Genomic DNA, 17,298 nt, shown 5'->3' on the forward strand with positions numbered 1-17,298 from the left:
TGATGTCGCGTTATTCGCCGTAGGGCACCCAGATGGTTTTGACGTCCGTGGCCTGCGCCAACCAATCGCGCGCCGCATAGGTTCGCGTCTGACCAAAGTTGACCCAAGTGCGTTTGAGGTTCCCGGCACTTTCCAACTCGATCGTTTTGGAAATGTCAGCACAGGAAAACGACCACACCGCCTCAATATCCATGTGACCCGCCATCGGCTTTGCCAACTCGGCATGCGATCCGGTGAGGATATTGACCACGCCCGCAGGCACATCGGAGGTGTCGAGCACCTGATAAAAATCAGTCGCGGCCAAGGGATAGGCTTCAGACGCCACCGCGACCACCCGGTTGCCCATGGCAATGGCGGGGGCGATGACGTCGATCAACCCGCCCAAAGGCCGGTCATCACAAAACGCACCGATCACGCCCACGGCCTCATTCATCGCCAGAGCCACACCGCGCATCGGCACGGGTTTCACCGCTCCGTCCAGTTTGTCGGCCCATGCGGCGAAGGTGAACAGCGTGTCGATGGCGTCCGCGACCTCCTCTTTGGCTTTGGTCTCTGTAGTGCCGGTCAAATCGCGAATGCGCTGAGCGAATTCATCTGCGCGGGCCGAGAGGTTTTCACCAATGAAATAAAGCACTTGTGCTCGATTGTGCGCTGTGGCCTTGGTCCAGCCTTTGGCAGACTGCGCCGCTTCCACCGCGTTGCGGATGTCTTTGCGCGAGGCCAGAGAGGTATGGCCCAAAAGCGCGCCCTTGGGCGAATAGATCGCTTGCGAATAGCCACTGTCAGGCCGCGCCTGCTTGCCGCCGATGTAGAGTTTCGCGGTGCGATCAAGGTTCAGAACCTCCACCGTGTCGGGCTTTGAATGCGCCATCGCGGGCTTGACGGTGGTGGTTTTGCCCTTGGGCTTGGTGTAGGCCATCAGACCCTCCCAACCGCCCTCACGACCAAACCCGCTTTCGCGCATGCCACCAAATCCGGCGGCGGCGTCAAACATGTTCGACCCGTTGACCCAAACCACGCCTGCGACCAGTTTTGGCGCAATATCAAGCGCCAGATTGACGTTCTCAGACCACAGCGAGGCGGCCAGACCAAAGCGGGTGTTGTTGGCAACCTGAACCGCTTCTTCGGGCGTGCGGAAGGTGGTGGAGACCAGGACGGGACCAAAGATTTCCTCCTGCATCAGCATCGCAGAGGGGTGCAATCCGCTGATCAAAGTCGGCGGGTAAAAACAGCCCTCGGGCGCGGGGCAGGGTTGATGGACCGTGCCTTCCATACCGCCTTTGGCAATCAGCGCCTCGATCCGTTCCAACTGTTTCGGGTCCACAATGGCACCCACGTCGATGCATTTGTCCAACGGGTTGCCAATGCGCAGTTTCGACATGCGATCAATCAGCCGGGCGTGGAAATCCTCCGCGATGCCCTCTTGCACCAAAAGCCGCGATCCGGCGCAGCACACCTGCCCCTGATTGAAGAAAATCGCATCGACCAGCCCTTCGATAGCGCTGTCAATGTCGGCGTCTTCAAAGACGATATAGGGAGATTTTCCGCCCAGCTCCAAGGTCAGCGATTTGCCAGATCCAGCCGTGGCTTGGCGGATGCGACGACCGACGGCGGTCGATCCGGTAAAGGCGATTTTGTCGATGTCTGGATGGGTGACGATCATCTCGCCCACGGCTCCGTCGCCGGTCACGATATTGACCACACCTTTGGGCACACCCGCCTCTTGGCAAATCTGCGCAAACAAAAGGGCGGTGAGCGAGGTATATTCGGCGGGTTTCAACACCACAGTGTTGCCCATGGCAATCGCGGGCGCGACCTTCCACGCCAGCATCAACAGCGGGAAGTTCCACGGGATGATTTGCCCACACACGCCAAGCGCCGCGCGCCCCGGCAATTCCTCGTCCATCAACTGCGCCATGCCTGCGTGGTAATAGAAATGCCGCGCCACCAAAGCCACGTCGATGTCACGGCTTTCGCGGATCGGTTTGCCATTATCCAGCGTCTCCAACACGGCAAACAGGCGCGCGTGTTTTTGGACCAGACGGGCCAAAGCATAAAGCACCTTGGCGCGGGCTTTGCCGCCGCGTTTTTCCCATTTGGCTTGGGCTTTTCGGGCGGCCGCCACGGCCATGTCCACCTCGCCCAAAGAGGCTTGGGTCAGATGCGCAAGCACCTCGCCCGTCGCCGGGTTTTTGGCCAAAAACACCTCACCGGGCGCTGTTGCAGGCGCGGTCATTTTGCCATCAATGAAATGGCCAAACCGATCGCTCCCCTCCACCAACCAGGCCAAAGCCTCCGCCGCCGATTCCGGCGCTGTGCCATAATCCATGGTCTCGAAAATCTCTTTTACGGTCATCATTTTGATCCTTCTTGCGGGCGCTTAACCGATGGCATGGCGGTAGCCCGCCGAATAGTGACCTGTCACATGATGTTCCAACTGGCGCTCAATGTCGCCCAAAAGCGAGGAGGCGCCAAAGCGGAACAGATGCGGTGACAGCCAATGGTTGCCCAGCTCTTCTTTGATCAAGGACAGGTAGACCAAAGCGTCCTTGGCCTTGGAAATCCCGCCCGCCGGTTTGTAACCGACGCGGTAGCCGGTGCGCGCATGGTAATCACGGATCGCGCGGATCATCACGAGAGAGACGGGCAGGGTGGCATTGACGCTTTCCTTGCCGGTGGAGGTCTTGATGAAATCGGCCCCGGCCATCATGCAGACCTGCGACGCGCGCGCGACATTGCGCAAAGTGCCAAGCTCGCCGGTGGCCAAAATCGCTTTGACATGGGCCTCGCCACAGGTGGCGCGAAACTCGCGCATTTCGTCATACAAAGCCTGCCAGTTCCCGGTCAAAACATGGCGGCGCGAAATCACGATGTCGATCTCTTTCGCCCCCGCCTTGACGCTTTCCTCAATCTCTTTGACCCGCAGGTGATAGGGCGACAGACCCGCCGGAAAGCCGGTGGAGACGGCGGCGACCGGAATGCCGGTGCCGTCCAAAGCCGCCACAGCCGTTTCCACCATCTCGTGATAGACACAGACCGCGCCTGTGGTCAGCGCACCCATGCCAAGCGCATCCAGAATATCCGCACGCACCGGATGGGCCGCCTTGGCGCAAAGCCGTTTGACCCGGCCCGGCGTGTCATCGCCCGCCAAGGTGGTCAGGTCGATCATGGTGATGGCTTTCAAAAGCCACGCCGCTTGGTGATCCTTTTTGACACTGCGCCGCCCCGGCAGGGTGGCACAACGCCGTTCAATCGCCGAGGTGTTGGCCTGAACGCCCCGGATCACATCCAGATCCAGCGCCATGCCCGGATTGCGCGGTTCATGGATCTGCGGCAGATGCGTGCCTGAGGTGGCCACTTTGGTATCAGCTTTGGTCATTTCGGGTGTGCCCATGGAAAGCTCCGTCCTTGCTTGCCCGTACGCTGGCATGTGCAGAGAGATTTGGCAATCATTGACCAGTTGGTCAAATGGGCTGGGCCACGCCTTTTTGATGTTTCACCCGGTATTGCCGCGGCGTCATGCCGAAACGGGTGCGAAACAGTCGATGAAAATGGCTCATGTTTTGAATGCCGATCTCCTCAGAAATCTCAGAGAGCGAATCCGGCGTGCCGCGCAATTGCCGGGCGGCATAATCCATGCGCAGCCCGTTGACGAAATCCGAAGGCGTCATTCCCAAAGAGGCCTGCATCGTGCGCGCGACATGGGCATGGGCTTTGCCACATTGCGCCACAAGCCCGGAGGCGCCATCGCGAAACACCTCCGGTTTCTCCGCCGCGATCATGGCCTCATTGAGCCAAACCGGCATGGCGGCGCTTTGATCACGCGCTTCACTGGCCAGTTCTGCGATCAAGGGCAAAAGAAAGGCTTCGAGGTACAGCGCCGTGCGTGGGGCGGCATCCAGTGCCTTGGCCGCAGCCGAAAGACGCGACAAATGCCGCATGTCGCGGTGGATCACGATCGGGGCGGCACCGGGGCCGGGGAACACCTGTGCAACCTCTGGAAATCGCGCCAATAACTCTTTGATTCGGCGCTTTCGGATGATGACATTGACGATATGGCTTTCCTCGCCGACGCCTTGCAATCCATGCGGATGACCCGGCGACAAAAACACGATGTCACCTTCATTCAGCGCAAGTCTCGCCTCAGGCGTCACAAGGCGCGCCCGTCCATTGTGCAACCAGAACAGCTCGTAAAAATCTTGGTTGTGCAGCGCCTTTGGCCGCGCACGAGACAAAACTGAGCGTGAAAAATGAAATTCCTCGCCCTTGGCTAAAATGTCTTTGGCCCAAATATCTTTGGTCGCGGTCTCGATCAGGATCAGTTTCGCTGGCGTCATGTGAAAAACCTAACACAGGACCCTGTTTGGACCGCATGAAATTCCGCCACGTCATGAAAATTTCGCGATGCAATCGCGGTTTTGCTGCATTCGCGAGCATGGCGCTCTTCGGGTGACAGCGCGCCCTAAACCGGGTAAGGCCACGGGCAAGCATAGACCACCCTGAGGAATCGCCCAGATGACCGATATTCTTTTCGACCGTTCCGTGAAAATTGCCCCCTCCATTCTCGCGGCCGATTTCGCCAATTTTGGCCGTGAGATCGAAGCGGTCGAGGCCGAGGGTGCCGATTGGATTCATGTCGATGTGATGGACGGGCATTTTGTCCCGAACCTGACCTTTGGTCCGGCGATGTGCAAGGCGATCCGGCCGCATATCAAAACCGTGATGGACGTGCATTTGATGATCTCTCCGGTCGATCCCTATATCGACGCCTTTGCCGAAGCGGGTGCCGATATCATCACCGCCCATGTCGAAGCCGGCCCGCACATCCACCGCACGTTGCAAGCCATCCGTGGGGCCGGCGCAAAGGCAGGGCTGGCGCTCAATCCGGGCACCCCTGTTGAGGTGGTCGACTACCTGTTGGATATGGTCGATCTGGTCTGTGTGATGACGGTGAATCCGGGCTTCGGTGGCCAGAAATTCATTCACTCTCAGGTCGAAAAAGTGCGCAAACTGCGGGCGATGATTGGTGATCGCCCGATCCACATCGAGATCGACGGCGGTGTTGATCCGATCACAGCACCTTTGGTGGTGGCCGCAGGGGCGGATGCTCTTGTGGCGGGCTCTGCCGTGTTCAAAGGCGGCTCGGTGAACAATCCGGCGCCTTATGGCGACAACATCCGCGCCATCCGCGCCGCTGCGGCAAAAGTGCTTTAAAGCGTTGCGCCATAAACCTGAATCACGGGTTTATGGCGGAGCGCCCACACCATTGATATGTCTGGTAGCGTCACGCCTTTCCCCTGTCTCAGGTGAAAGGCGTGACGCTTTAAGCGCCAAGAGGGTTGTTAGCCCTCGATGGTCGCAGGCAAAAGGAATGTGATGTCATCGCGGGCGGACAGGTCCGCGATGTCTTCTTCGTAATGCTGCGTGACCGTGTCGATCACGCCCGCGTCCCAACCCGGCAAATCACAGGGTTCATCAAGCGCGTCTTCTTTGCCGTATTTGTCCAGAAATGCCAAAATCGTCCGCTCATATTGGGCGTCTGTTTCGGGCGGATGTCCGGCCAAAAACACCTGAAGCCGTTTCAGCCCCTCCGGTTGGATCAGATCGCGCAGGGCGGCGAAAGTGCCGCGCAATTTGGCGTCATTGGGCAGGCCTGCGATCTGACGCATCACCCGTGGCCAGATCAGCGGCGTGTCCTCTTCGCACCACAGCGTCAAGGGCACTTTGGGCAAGGCGCTGCGCAGGGCCTCTACCGTGTCGCGCCAGCGCAGGCTTTCCGGCTGGACGCTGCGCAAAAACGCACTCGTCGCCCCCCGCGCCTTGCCGGAATCCTGTAGGTTTTGGGCAAACACCGCCGGGTTGCGCAGGGCCATGCTGAGGCGCAGATCCGAGCTTTCAAACAGTTCGGCAATCGGGGCAATCTGTGTTCCAATGTCGGGGTACAGCCGATCCGCATGAAGGGCGCTGGCCAAGGGCGAGGCCCAGTTGGCGTCGGCCATGATCACCGCCTTGGCGGTGTTGCCCTGAAGAATTTCGTCCAAAAGCGCGATCTCTTCCGCTTCAATCGGTGGCAAGCCGTCCAGACGCTCCAAAAGCTCGGTTATCGCCCGTCGGTAGAGATGCGCTGGCGGCGTGCGAATGTCGCGTTCGGCAAAGCCTTGCGAATTTTGCCGCAGACCCTCGACGATCCGGGTGGTCCCGGCAAAATGAACGCCAATATGCAAATGAACCCGCCTGCGCACAGTGGTTTGATCGGTGGTTTGATCAGTGGTTTGATCGGTCTCGGTCAATGCACCGTCTCCCCTTTGTCCACGGTGAAAAAGAAATCCTCGTCGGGGTCTTTGGCGACGATTTCATCCGGGACGGTTTGGGGTCCGTTCAAAAAGACATTCGCGCCAAAATGCCGATGCATCCGCGCCAGTTTTTCCATCCGCCAACCGGTCAACTCCTGGTAAAACGCGGCGTAGTTTTCGGTGGCACGCAGCGCGTCGATTTTCTCGCGGTGCGCTTTGACACAGGCCTCGTGCTGGGCGCGAATGTCAGGGTCGGCCATCAGCCGGTCAAATTCCACCTGCAACCGCGGGATCATCCGCTGAATCGAAGTTTCTTGCTCGTAATTGTTGTTCATGCGGAACCAATAGGCCAACCCCTGATCGCGGTCCACATGGTTCACCCGGCCCCGGTCGCGTTTGACCAAAAAGCTTTCGGCCGAGCGCACGGCATAGTGGTTGAGCTGCACCACGTCATAGCCATAGGTCGCGGCATTCGAACGCCACGCGTTGCGAAACTCGTTTTTCGGCATTGGCTTGGCCGAGCCATTGTACCAACGGATTTTGTCCCAGATTTGCGGCTTGAGCCCTTTGGGCCGATGCACGCCAAGTTTTTTGAACAGGCCGACGTTTTTAAACAGGGTTTTAAAGCCCCAGGCCTGATGCGGTTTGTTGGCAAACTCCGGCGCACAGCGGTCAAATTGCGCCAAGAGAAATGCGTCTTCATAGTCATGCACATCGGCATTGCCAAACAGCCGCCATGTGCAAGAAATCAGATTGGCATCGGGCACCACGTCAAACAGCGCATTCATCGTGCCATCCCCGACTTTGATGTTGATGAACTCATCCACATCCATCGAAATCGCCCAATCCGCACCCGTCACAACCTCTTCGTTTTCGGCACTTTGCAAGGCGTGGTGTTGTGGCTTGAGGCCCGTGTCGTGGAACTTATTGTCACGGTGTTGGACATAACCCTTGGCCTGCAACAGCTCCAAAAACGTGTCGGTGCCATCCGTGCAATCATTGGTGTAGACCAAAAAACCCTCAACCCCGATGGCGCGGTGATAGGCGATCCATTCCAAAATGAACGGGCCTTCGTTTTTCATACAGGTGACAATGGTCACCGAATTGTCGCCGCGTGGCGGTTTGGCCACCTTTTCTTCGGGCATCAAAATCGGTTTGTGACCCCATTCCGAGGCGGCCATGTCAATGAGCGCCTGCGCATGAATGAGCGAGGCTTTCGGCACGATCCGCGACACGGTGGGCGCGACGTGGCGCAGCGCCATATAGCGGTAAAACCCGTAGCGCGTCGTCGGTTCGACGCCGCCCACCCGGATCAGCCGAAACACCGCCCCCTCGGGCAGTTTGGCCGGGGCCACACACCAGCGCCCCCGGCGCTTTTTCTCATCGAACTGGATACAGATGTGATCGGCAAACTGCACCGTGTCGCCATCGCGCACCCGCCACGGATAACATTGCTGGCCGATCAGTTGCACAACGCCATGTTCGGCCTCTTGCGCCAGATCGAACACCGAGCCCTCGGGCGCGGGCGGGATCAGGTCATAGACCTCGATATTGGCCACGGCGCGCGCCTCATGCAAATACAGGTGGCGCAAAATCTCATAGACCAAGACATCCGCCAAAGGCGCGCTCCACGGATCGGCCTCGGGCACCTCCATCCGATCCTTGCCGGGCGCGCCGGGGGTGACGTAAGGATGGGTCTCAGAGGGCAAATGGGCATGGCCCAGCGGCACATCACAATCCACCAAAATCACCACCATATCGGGGCTGATCTTGGCCAGCCCCTTGGCCAAAGCCTCGGCAAACGCAGTGTCTGAGCCGGGACGCGCCCGGTCCAATATCACCGCGCCATTCATGCCCTGATGCACCGCGTGATAGCGCAGCCATTCCAAAACCACCTCCGCGCTCTCGCCATTGCGCGTGGACAGCGCCACGTTGCGTCCGGCCATATGCGCGGGCTCGGGGGCCATCGGGATGATGTCGCAAAGCGCACCTTGGAAATAGGCGCGGATGCCTTCGCTTGGCACGGTCCCGGTGATCCAGGGCGCATCGCCGACGGATTTCAATTCGGCATCCAGCAACAGGTTTTGTGCCACCGCCTCGCTCATCTGAGTGCTGCGGCTGAAAAACAATTCGGCCTTGCCACTTTCAAGACCAATGGCCGCCAAAAGCGTGGCGGGGCCAAGTGTGCTGTGGGTCAGGGTGCGTGTGATGAGTTGGGTCATGGGGGAGGAGGGGCTCATGCCTTGGATCAGGCCTCTGGTGTCAGGGCTTTGAGCCGCGCCAGATGCGCGGCCAATTGCGTTGGGCCGGGCGGGGTTGAGCCGCCCATGAGGGTCAGTTGCCACATCAATTCCACCACATCGCGTTGCGACATCAAGGTTTTGAGCCGCGCGCGATGGGCGGCAACACAGGCCTGATGCAACGGTTCAAACGCGGCCATCTCAGATCGCAGCTTATGGGCCGCAGGCCGCATGGCTGTGATGCGTGTATCGGGAGTGATGTTAAAATTCCGTTCCGCCCAATAGCCCGCGCCGACCGGCTTTTGCATATGATTGGGCAGGCCGCGTGCGGATTTGAGCACGAATTCTTCGATCGACCGCACGGAGTAATGATTAAGCCAGGCGCGTTCTTTTTCATGCGGCACGCCGAACAGGTTGATCCGGGCTTGGGCCGCGGCAAAGGCAGTGGGCAGGGCGGCGCCGCTCGCGGACACCCAGTTTGGCAGATCTTGGTCCTTGGGGTTCTTCGGACGATGCACGCCCAAGTCACGAAAGGCTTTGGGCCGGTGCAGCGTTTTAAAAAAATGCGCCAGGGGCAAGGTGATGCCGTCAGGCGCAGCCATGGTAAAGCGCTCGGGCACCGGCACATCATCCCATGTGCCAAACCCGTTGTTGCCAAACAGATGCCAGCGCAGCGGCATCGCGTCTGCCGTCTCTGGCATCAATTTCGCGACAGACCCCGCGTCTTGTATCACCAGATACTCATCGACATCAAAAAACAGCGCCAGATCGGCGCTCCGGTAGCGTTTGTGTTTGGACAGGAGTTTCATTGCCTGCCATTGCACCGATTTCTCCCCCTTTGGGTCAAAGGGCACATGGGTGATGAGACCCGCCGCGTCCAAGGCATCAAGCATCTGAGCGCTGCCATCGGTGCAGTCATGTGAGGCAATGAGAAAATGGGTAAAACCGGCGGCTTTATGATGGGCGAGCCAATCCAGAAGCCAAGGCCCCTCGTCGCGCAGACATGTGATCGCGAGTGTGTTCACCCTTAACCTACCCGTAGCTGCGGCGCATGGTCCGCGCATAACTCTTGTGCGACTCTGTCATTCGACACGGTGACGGAGCCTGATGTCCAAACTGTGCCAGATGCCTGCCAAGTTCGACCGTTTCGGCCCTGTTTTTCTGGCCTTTGTGGTCTCATATGGTCCCGGCCAAGTCAAGCGCGCGGGAGCAAAGGTCTTGGGTCCGTGTCGGTCCAGAGCTGTGTTTCGCACTCAGAGTGCGCATTTGTGTCGCAATCGGTTGAAGTGGTGCGGCGGTGCCGCAGTTGTTTCCCCATTCGAAACAATGCGGTTTTCAACTGTATTTTAGGATGCTTCTGCGATATGCGTCACAGTCGATAGTCTTTTGCTCTGGAAGGGAAAAATGGCACAGTTACCAGTGATCGGTGCGTTGTGGATGGAAGGTCCGCTGAGTTACCTCGAACAGCTTTGTTTGAAATCCTTTGTCGATGCAGGGCATAAGGTCGTTCTTTATCATTACGGGCCGCTTGAAAACGTCCCAGAGGGGATCGAGCTTGGCGATGCCAATGATTTCCTGCCGCAGACGAATTTCCTGCAACATGAACGCACCGGCTCGCCTGCGCTGCATTCCGATCTCTTCCGCTATAAAATGTTGGAAAAAAGCGACAATGTGATCTGGGCTGACACAGACGCCTATTGCATGCGCCCGTTTGAGACCAAGACCGGGCATTATTTCGGCTGGGAAAGTGACAAGCACATCAACGGTGGTGTGCTGGGTCTGCCGAAAGACAGCGATGCGTTGAAGGCGCTGTTGGAATTCACCTCCGACGAGTTTTCGATCCCAAGTTATTACGGCGAGAAATACCAAGCCGAGTTGGAACAGAAAAAGGCCGAGGGCACTCCGGTTCACGCCTCCGAACAGCCTTGGGGCGTGTGGGGGCCACATGCGGTCAGCCATTTCTTGCACCAAACCGGCGAAGAAAAATATGCTTTCCCACAGGAGGTGCTCTATCCGTTCACCTTCAAAGACCGCCGGATCATGTTGAAGCGCGACGTTGATGTGTCGCCCTATGTGACCGACAAAACCACCTCTGTGCACCTCTATGGCCGCCGGATGCGGATGCGTTTGATCGAGAAAGAGGGCGGCGCGCCGCACCCGAAATCCTTCCTCGCCTCGCTGTTGCGCAAACATGACATTGATCCGGCCAAAGCGCCGATCATGACCCGTCACAAACCGCAGGTCGATGACGGTGCGGCCAAAGACACCGCCGCCAAAGACAACAAGGCGAAACCGTCCGACCCCGCGCAGGGTTTGGTCATTGGTGACCCGGCCTTTATGGCGCGGATCGGTCTTGAGGCCCTCAAAGGTGACAAATCCTTCGGCCAAGTCGCCAAAGAATTTAAGGTCGACAACAAACTGGTCCGCGCCTGCCGCGACCGCATTCGCGACCATGCCAGCGACCTGTTTGTTCCGGTCGACGTGGGCGGTGTTTCCGCCTCCGATCTGATGGCGAATTACATCCATCGCCGGCATTTCCTGCAAACCGCGAACCTGTCGGCCTTTACCCCGCCGGGATCGAAGTTTTTGTTTATGAAGACCTCAAAAGCGGCTTGTTCGACGGTGATGGCCACCTTGATCCGGCAAATGGCACGCGCTCGGGGCGACGAGGGAAACGGCGTGATGGAAACGCTGAATTCGGTCCATTCCCCGCCCGCCAATCTGGTGATGAGCGGTTTGAAAGCCCTGAATGAACAGATGATCATGGACGCTTTGGCGGACCCGGATGTGTTCAAATTCACCGTGATCCGCGACCCGATCAGCCGCACCGTGTCGGCCTGGGCCGATAAGATTGACGGCAATGAAAAAGAAAAAGGCCGCCTGATGCGCTATCTTGGCCGTGACGAGAACAGCAATATCACGCTCAAACAATTCATCGCGCTTTTGGCCGAGGATGAGGGCGCGCGTGATCTGGACCGGCATTGGCGGCTTCAGCGCAAAGAGACCAGCTATGATTTGATCGACTATGATTACATCGGGCTGGTGGAAGAGATGGATGCGGCGATGGAGAAAATCGTTGGCACCTGTTTTGGTACAGAAGCTGCGGGGGAGATCGTCGACACAAGGCGCACCCTTGGCCACAAAACCAAATCCTCTGAGCTGATCAAGACCCTGTCTGCGAAGGATTTGAAAAATCTCGAAAAGGCCTTTGGCCCCGATTTCGAAATGTATGAAGAGGTCAAAGCCCGGCTGAGCCAATCCGCCGCCGCGTGATCAAATTCGTCAGAAACTGTCAAAACGGATCGGGGATCAATACCCGATCCGTTTTGCGATTTTGGTCAACAGCGTTGGTGCCACGGCCACGATGATCACAATCCGCACGAGGTGATGGATCGAAATATAGGCGACCTCCGCATTCATCGCCAAAGCCACCAAGGACATTTCGGTCAAGCCCCCCGGCGCATAGGCCAAAAGCACCTGTTCCACGCTTTGCCCGAACACGCTGTGAAACAGCATGGCCACCGTCAGCGACAGTGCCATCATCAAAAGCGTGCCCCCCAAAGTGAGCAACAGCGTTTCGGCGACAAGCCGCCCGCCTGCGCCTTTGAACCGCGCGCCCATGGACGAGCCAAGGATCACCTGCGCCGCCACAATGATCAGGGCCGGGGGCGAGGAATGGGTCAGCCCGGAAATATGCGCGGCCGCTGACAGCACCAGCGGCCCCAAAAGTCCGGGCGCGGGCAGCCGCAATTTCTCGCCCATCCATGCGCCCAAAACCGCACAGCCGATCAGGATCAATGCGCTCAAAGCCGTCATCGACGTGGCCGGATCTGAGGCCAAGGACACGCCGCGCACCTCATAGCCCAGGATCACCCGAAACCACAGCGCGATGATCGAGATCGACACGACGATCCGCCCGGCATGGGCCAGAATGATCCGCTTTTCATCGCCCCCGAGCGCGCCGCCAATCACCGTCATCTCGTTGAGGCCGCCGGGCATGGCGGAGAAAAACGCGGTGATCGGGTCAAGCCGCCCGACCTTGATATAAAATGGGACAACAAGCGCCGCAGCCATCGCCAGATAGACCGCAAGCCCCGCCAGGGAGAGGCCCCAACGCGCCAGATGGTGAAAGGTCTCGGGGGTGAAGCTTGACCCAAGCATGACGCCGATCACCGGGATCACGATCGGACGCAAGGCATTTGGCGCCTCAAGTGGCGCGCCCGCCATCACACAGGTGAAAATCACCAACATCGGCCCAAGCATCCACGGCAAGGGCAAATGTGCCAGGTAAAACCCGGTGCCGCCCGCCGCACCGAGGCACAGGGTCAGCACGATCAGCGCAAGACGTTTGGGGTCGGGGCGTATGGGGGATGGGGGTATGGGAGATGGGCGTTGGGGCAAGGTAGCAACCTAGGCTCTATTCGGTTAGGGGCACCATACTGTGCTCAGGGCGTGGAGCAAGGCGGGCTACACGGTTTTTGCGCACATGGGTTCTGCGTGATCTGCGATTTTTGGCGCAGAGGCGCGAAAAAGAAAAAGAGGGGCAGGGGGCTGTTACAAATCTTTTGCCAGAGCGTCACAAAGCGGTTTCAGACTCTGTGCTTTATCCCCGCAACGAAATGAGGGGATCAGAATGCTCGAAGTCAAAGGCCTGACAAAGCGGTTTGGTGGCAACATCGCCGTGGACAACGTCAGCTTTACCGTGGACCGCCCGATGATGATCGGTATCATTGGCCGCTCCGGTGCGGGCAAATCGACCTTTTTGCGCATGATGAACCGGCTGACCGAGGCGTCTGAGGGTGTATTGGCCTTTGAGGGGCGCAATGTGTTGCCGCTTGTGGGGAAGGCCAAGCGCGAGTGGCAATCGACCTGCGCGATGATTTTCCAACAGTTCAACCTTGTGCCGCGCATGGATGTGGTTTCGAACGTGCTGCATGGCACGTTGGGCCGCCGCTCGACCTTGGCGACGATGTTCAACCTCTATCCCGAAAGCGACATCCACCAAGCCATCGACATTCTCGACCGTCTGGGCATCGCCCAACACGCCGAGAAACGCGCCGAGGCGCTGTCGGGTGGTCAACAACAACGGGTCGCGATTGCGCGCGCGTTGATGCAAGACCCGAAAGTGATCTTGGCCGATGAACCCATCGCCTCGCTCGATCCGATGAATGCGCAAACCGTGATGGAAGCGCTCAGGCGCATCCATGACGAAGACGGGCGCATGGTCATCGCCAACCTGCACACGCTCGATACTGCGCGGCGCTATTGCGACCGCATCATCGGGATGCGTGACGGGCGCGTCGTGTTTGACGGAACCCCCGCACAGCTCACAACCGGTGTGGCGCGCGACATTTATGGCGCGGGCGCGGATTTTTCCGAGGCTGCCACATCCACCGAAATTCGCGATCACCACGACATTGAAGCGGCCGAAATCCGCAATGCCGAAGTCGCGATCTAACCGCTTTCATCCCCGCCCGCCTTTCACCGAACCTTTGGCGGGCAATACAACCTGGAGAAACAGATGAAACACCTGCTTGCTGCTGTTCTTGCGACCACCGCCCTTGTTGGCGCGGCGCATGCTCAAGAGATCAAAGAATTCAACATCGGCCTTTTGGGTGGCGAAAACGCCCAAGACCGTTTGAATTCCAACGAATGCCTGCGCGCCTATGCCGAAGAGGCCCTTGGCGTTCCGGTCAAACTTTTTGCCCCCGCCGATTATAACGGCGTGATGCAGGGCCTTTTGGGCGGCACCATCGACATGGCTTGGCTCGGCGCGTCCTCCTACGCTGGCATCTACATCCAAGACCCTGAGGCTGTTGAGCCCGTGCTCATCAAAATCAACATGGATGGGTCCTACGGCTACCACTCCATCGGTTTCGCACGCAAAGACTCCGGCATCACCTCGCTTGACGATATGGCTGGCAAGAGCTTTGGTTTCGGTGATCCGAACTCCACCTCCGGCTACCTGATCCCCTCCATCGAGATCCCGCAGTACAAAGATGGTATCACCATGGAGTCCGGCGACTATTTCGGTGAGGTCAAATTCACCGGCGGTCACGAACAGACCATCGTTGCCGTCAACAATGGCGACATCGACGCTGGCGTGACCTGGGCCGATGGCCAAGGCGCATGGGAAGATGGGTACAACTCCGGTGCGTTCCGCAAGGCGGTTGACGCGGGTCTTGTGGACATGAACGATTTTGTGGAAATCTGGCGTTCCAAACCGATCCCTGAGGGTCCGGTTGTGCTGCGCAAATCTTTGCCGGCTGATGCCAAAGCCACCATGACCGCGCTGGTCGAAAATATGATCAACACCGACGCCGATTGCACCTACGGCATGGCCGCAGGCGAAACTCTGGGCTTCCAGCCGATCACCCATGCCGCCTACGAATCCATCGTGGCCGCACGTCTGTCGAAAGCCAACTGAGATCATTTGATCTGATCTAGACCCCGCGCTTTGGTGCGGGGTCTTTTTACAAGGACCTCCCACATGGCCGATCTCTCCGCTGCGCCCCTGGACGCGACGCGCGCTCATTATCTTGCGCTGACCCGTCAACGCCGTCTTTATGGCGGGATCATGCTTTTGGTCTTTGTCCTGCTGATGGCCTCCGGTTTTGGCATCGCCAATGACCGCAACGCCGGTGGATTTTTGCCCGGCTTGCCGCATATTTTCGACTTTCCTGCCGGGGTGATATCCGAAGCTTGGACCAAACGCGCCAACTTGCCGGATCATTTGAGAAACGCCCTCCCGGCGCTGGTGGAGACCATCAATATCGCCGCTGTCGCCACATTGTTTGGCGCGTTTTTTGCCATTCTCTTGTCGATGTTCGCCACGCGCGGTCTCGCGCCTTGGCCGCGTCTGATTCCGGTGTTTCGCCGGATAATGGACCTGATGCGCGCCGTGCCGGAGATTGTCATCGCGCTTGTGTTGATTTTCGTTTTGGGCGGCGGGCCGGTGCCTGCGGCCATCGCGATTGCCTTTCACACCGTCGGGGCGCTGGGCAAGCTGTTCTCCGAGGTCAATGAAAATGCCGATCAAAAGCCGCTTGAAGGTCTCGCCTCTGTCGGCGCGATCTGGCCGCAGCGGATGCTTTTGGGCCTTGTCCCACAGGTCGCGCCCAACTGGTTTTCCTACGCCCTTCTGCGTTTTGAGATCAACATTCGTGCCTCCGCGATCCTTGGCTTTGTCGGTGCGGGCGGCATTGGGTATGAGCTTAAAAACGCGATTTCCTGGGGGCAGGGCAAGTTCGACGAAGCGGCTGCGGTCTTTATCCTGTTGTTCCTGACCATCGTGTTTTTCGATCAACTTTCGTCTTATGTGCGCAACCGTCTGACCTATGGATCTGACAAAGGAGCCGGCAAATGAGCTTTGTGTCCCCCTCTGACGATCCGCGACATATGCACAACCGCGCCGCCGCGATGATCGCCCGCAAACGGCTTTTGACCTTTGTCGCGCCGCTTTTTGTCTTGGGCTATTTCGTCTATATTTTCTTCGCCTTCGACATCATGGGACTGGCTGAGCGCGCCCGGCTTGATAATGCGGTGACGCTGGTTTCGGACACTTATAGCTACAAAACCGTGGTCGAGCGCAACAACCGGACTGGCGAAATCGGGGTCGCGGTGGAGGGCGAGCGCAAGGGCACCTATGACGCCAGCAACTATCCCGGTTGGGTCACGGTCGGCGAGGACGCCGCCTTGATCACACTTGATGATGGTGGCACGATTGAGATCGTGGGTGACATTGTGCGCTATGACGTGCCGGGGTTTGGCGTTGTTGAGGCGACTCAAAACCGCACCGATGGCGTGAAGCTCAATCTTGATACCGCGGATTTGCCGGACTGGATTTCCTATTCCAAAACCCGCGTGACCATCACCACAGATGCGGCGCGCCTGTCCCTGACCAAAGCCCGCACCGAGGTCTTTGTCTATGACTTCGGCTGGGAGCTGTTCTGGGTCACGTTGGATAGCCCTTATTCGGGTCACTCGCTGATGGAGGTCCTCACCGGGCCGCAACTCGACCCGACCCGTCCGAACATCGCAGGCGCATGGCATGACTTTTGGAACAACGCCATTTGGCGTCATGGCGAGACCGCATGGGCGCTGTTCGAAACTATCTTGATGGCCTTTCTCGGCACCTTTGGCGCGGCTATCGTTGCGCTGCCCCTCGCTTTCATGGCGGCCAAAAACTTTGCGCCCTTTATGGCGGTGCGGATGCTGGCGCGGCGGCTGTTTGACTTTCTGCGTGGCGTCGATGGCTTGATCTGGACCATCCTTTTGTCCCGCGCCTTTGGCCCCGGTCCGATGACGGGCGCTTTGGCGATGCTGTTCACCGACACCGGCTCTTTCGGCAAACTGTTTTCCGAAGCTTTGGAAAACGTTGACAGCAAACAGATCGAAGGCATTGCCTCCACAGGTGCCAAACCCATGCAGCGCTACCGTTTCGGCGTGATCCCGCAAATCGTTCCCGTGCTCTTGTCACAAGTGCTCTATTTCCTCGAATCCAACACCCGTTCGGCCACCATCATTGGCGCGATCACCGGAGGGGGTATCGGGCTTTTGCTGACCCAAGCCATGATCACCCAAAAGGATTGGGAAGAGGTCACCTATTACATCATTCTCATCATCTTGATGGTGATGGGGATGGACACGATCTCAAGCTGGCTGCGGCGCAAATTGATCAAGGGCGACTGAGTATTTGATCTGCAATGAAGACAGCACTTGCAGTCTTTATCGCGATTAAAATACTCCCGCCGGAGGCATCCGCG

13 protein-coding genes are annotated in these 17,298 nt (G+C 58.4%); 6 read left to right on the plus strand and 7 right to left on the minus strand.

What is annotated here, in order from left to right; all coding sequences use genetic code 11:
• Positions 1 to 10: 10 nt before the first annotated feature.
• The 3 genes from BLT54_RS08200 to BLT54_RS08210 all read right to left on the minus strand — a co-directional run bounded on the left by BLT54_RS08200 (position 11) and on the right by BLT54_RS08210 (position 4,337).
• Positions 11 to 2,356, minus strand: coding sequence for an aldehyde dehydrogenase family protein (locus tag BLT54_RS08200; protein WP_074643591.1), 2,346 nt, complete (start codon positions 2,354 to 2,356; stop codon positions 11 to 13).
• 24 nt (positions 2,357 to 2,380) lie between these two features.
• The gene (gene deoC / locus BLT54_RS08205) at positions 2,381 to 3,394 is read right to left on the minus strand and encodes a deoxyribose-phosphate aldolase (RefSeq protein ID WP_176832849.1); all 1,014 of its coding nucleotides are present in this window, start codon (positions 3,392 to 3,394) and stop codon (positions 2,381 to 2,383) included.
• 70 nt (positions 3,395 to 3,464) lie between these two features.
• Positions 3,465 to 4,337, minus strand: coding sequence for a helix-turn-helix domain-containing protein (locus tag BLT54_RS08210; protein ID WP_074643348.1), 873 nt, complete (start codon positions 4,335 to 4,337; stop codon positions 3,465 to 3,467).
• A gap of 178 nt (positions 4,338 to 4,515) precedes the next feature.
• Here BLT54_RS08210 and rpe point away from each other — a divergent pair, with 178 nt between their 5' ends.
• Entirely contained in the window at positions 4,516 to 5,214 is a 699-nt protein-coding gene (gene rpe, locus BLT54_RS08215) for a ribulose-phosphate 3-epimerase (protein WP_009572234.1), read from the plus strand.
• Between the two features lie 128 nt (positions 5,215 to 5,342).
• Here the strand turns inward: rpe and BLT54_RS08220 are convergent, their stop codons facing one another.
• The 3 genes from BLT54_RS08220 to BLT54_RS08230 are packed head-to-tail and all read right to left on the minus strand — an operon-like array spanning position 5,343 to position 9,558.
• Positions 5,343 to 6,290, minus strand: coding sequence for a hypothetical protein (locus BLT54_RS08220; RefSeq protein WP_074643352.1), 948 nt, complete (start codon positions 6,288 to 6,290; stop codon positions 5,343 to 5,345).
• Positions 6,287 to 8,515, minus strand: a complete 2,229-nt coding sequence (locus tag BLT54_RS08225; protein WP_074643356.1) for a glycosyltransferase family 2 protein — start codon at positions 8,513 to 8,515, stop codon at positions 6,287 to 6,289. The genes BLT54_RS08220 and BLT54_RS08225 overlap by 4 nt, the downstream gene beginning before the upstream one ends.
• Before the next feature lie 26 nt (positions 8,516 to 8,541).
• Entirely contained in the window at positions 8,542 to 9,558 is a 1,017-nt protein-coding gene (locus BLT54_RS08230) for a glycosyltransferase family 2 protein (protein ID WP_176832850.1), read from the minus strand.
• Between the two features lie 379 nt (positions 9,559 to 9,937).
• Here BLT54_RS08230 and BLT54_RS22530 point away from each other — a divergent pair, with 379 nt between their 5' ends.
• On the plus strand, positions 9,938 to 11,806 hold the full coding sequence (locus BLT54_RS22530; RefSeq protein ID WP_074643359.1) for a sulfotransferase family 2 domain-containing protein: 1,869 nt from the start codon (positions 9,938 to 9,940) through the stop codon (positions 11,804 to 11,806).
• Between the two features lie 36 nt (positions 11,807 to 11,842).
• Here the strand turns inward: BLT54_RS22530 and BLT54_RS08240 are convergent, their stop codons facing one another.
• A complete protein-coding gene (locus BLT54_RS08240) occupies positions 11,843 to 12,934 on the minus strand; it encodes an AbrB family transcriptional regulator (protein WP_218129376.1) in 1,092 nt (363 codons plus the stop codon).
• A 232-nt stretch (positions 12,935 to 13,166) separates the two neighbouring features.
• Here BLT54_RS08240 and phnC point away from each other — a divergent pair, with 232 nt between their 5' ends.
• The 4 genes from phnC to phnE (BLT54_RS08260) all read left to right on the plus strand — a co-directional run bounded on the left by phnC (position 13,167) and on the right by phnE (BLT54_RS08260) (position 17,224).
• On the plus strand, positions 13,167 to 13,991 hold the full coding sequence (gene phnC / locus BLT54_RS08245; RefSeq protein ID WP_074643363.1) for a phosphonate ABC transporter ATP-binding protein: 825 nt from the start codon (positions 13,167 to 13,169) through the stop codon (positions 13,989 to 13,991).
• 63 nt (positions 13,992 to 14,054) lie between these two features.
• Positions 14,055 to 14,960 carry a phosphonate ABC transporter substrate-binding protein gene (gene phnD / locus BLT54_RS08250; protein WP_074643366.1) on the plus strand — a complete coding sequence of 302 codons (906 nt, stop codon included), beginning with the start codon at positions 14,055 to 14,057 and terminating at the stop codon, positions 14,958 to 14,960.
• 63 nt (positions 14,961 to 15,023) lie between these two features.
• Positions 15,024 to 15,899: a phosphonate ABC transporter, permease protein PhnE gene (gene phnE / locus BLT54_RS08255; protein ID WP_074643369.1), complete on the plus strand. Its 876-nt coding sequence runs from the start codon at positions 15,024 to 15,026 to the stop codon at positions 15,897 to 15,899.
• Positions 15,896 to 17,224, plus strand: coding sequence for a phosphonate ABC transporter, permease protein PhnE (gene phnE, locus BLT54_RS08260; RefSeq protein ID WP_245707980.1), 1,329 nt, complete (start codon positions 15,896 to 15,898; stop codon positions 17,222 to 17,224). Before phnE (BLT54_RS08255) ends, phnE (BLT54_RS08260) begins: the two co-directional genes overlap by 4 nt.
• Positions 17,225 to 17,298: the final 74 nt, after the last annotated feature.

This window comes from Celeribacter baekdonensis (assembly GCF_900102315.1).
Classification (GTDB): domain Bacteria; phylum Pseudomonadota; class Alphaproteobacteria; order Rhodobacterales; family Rhodobacteraceae; genus Celeribacter; species Celeribacter baekdonensis.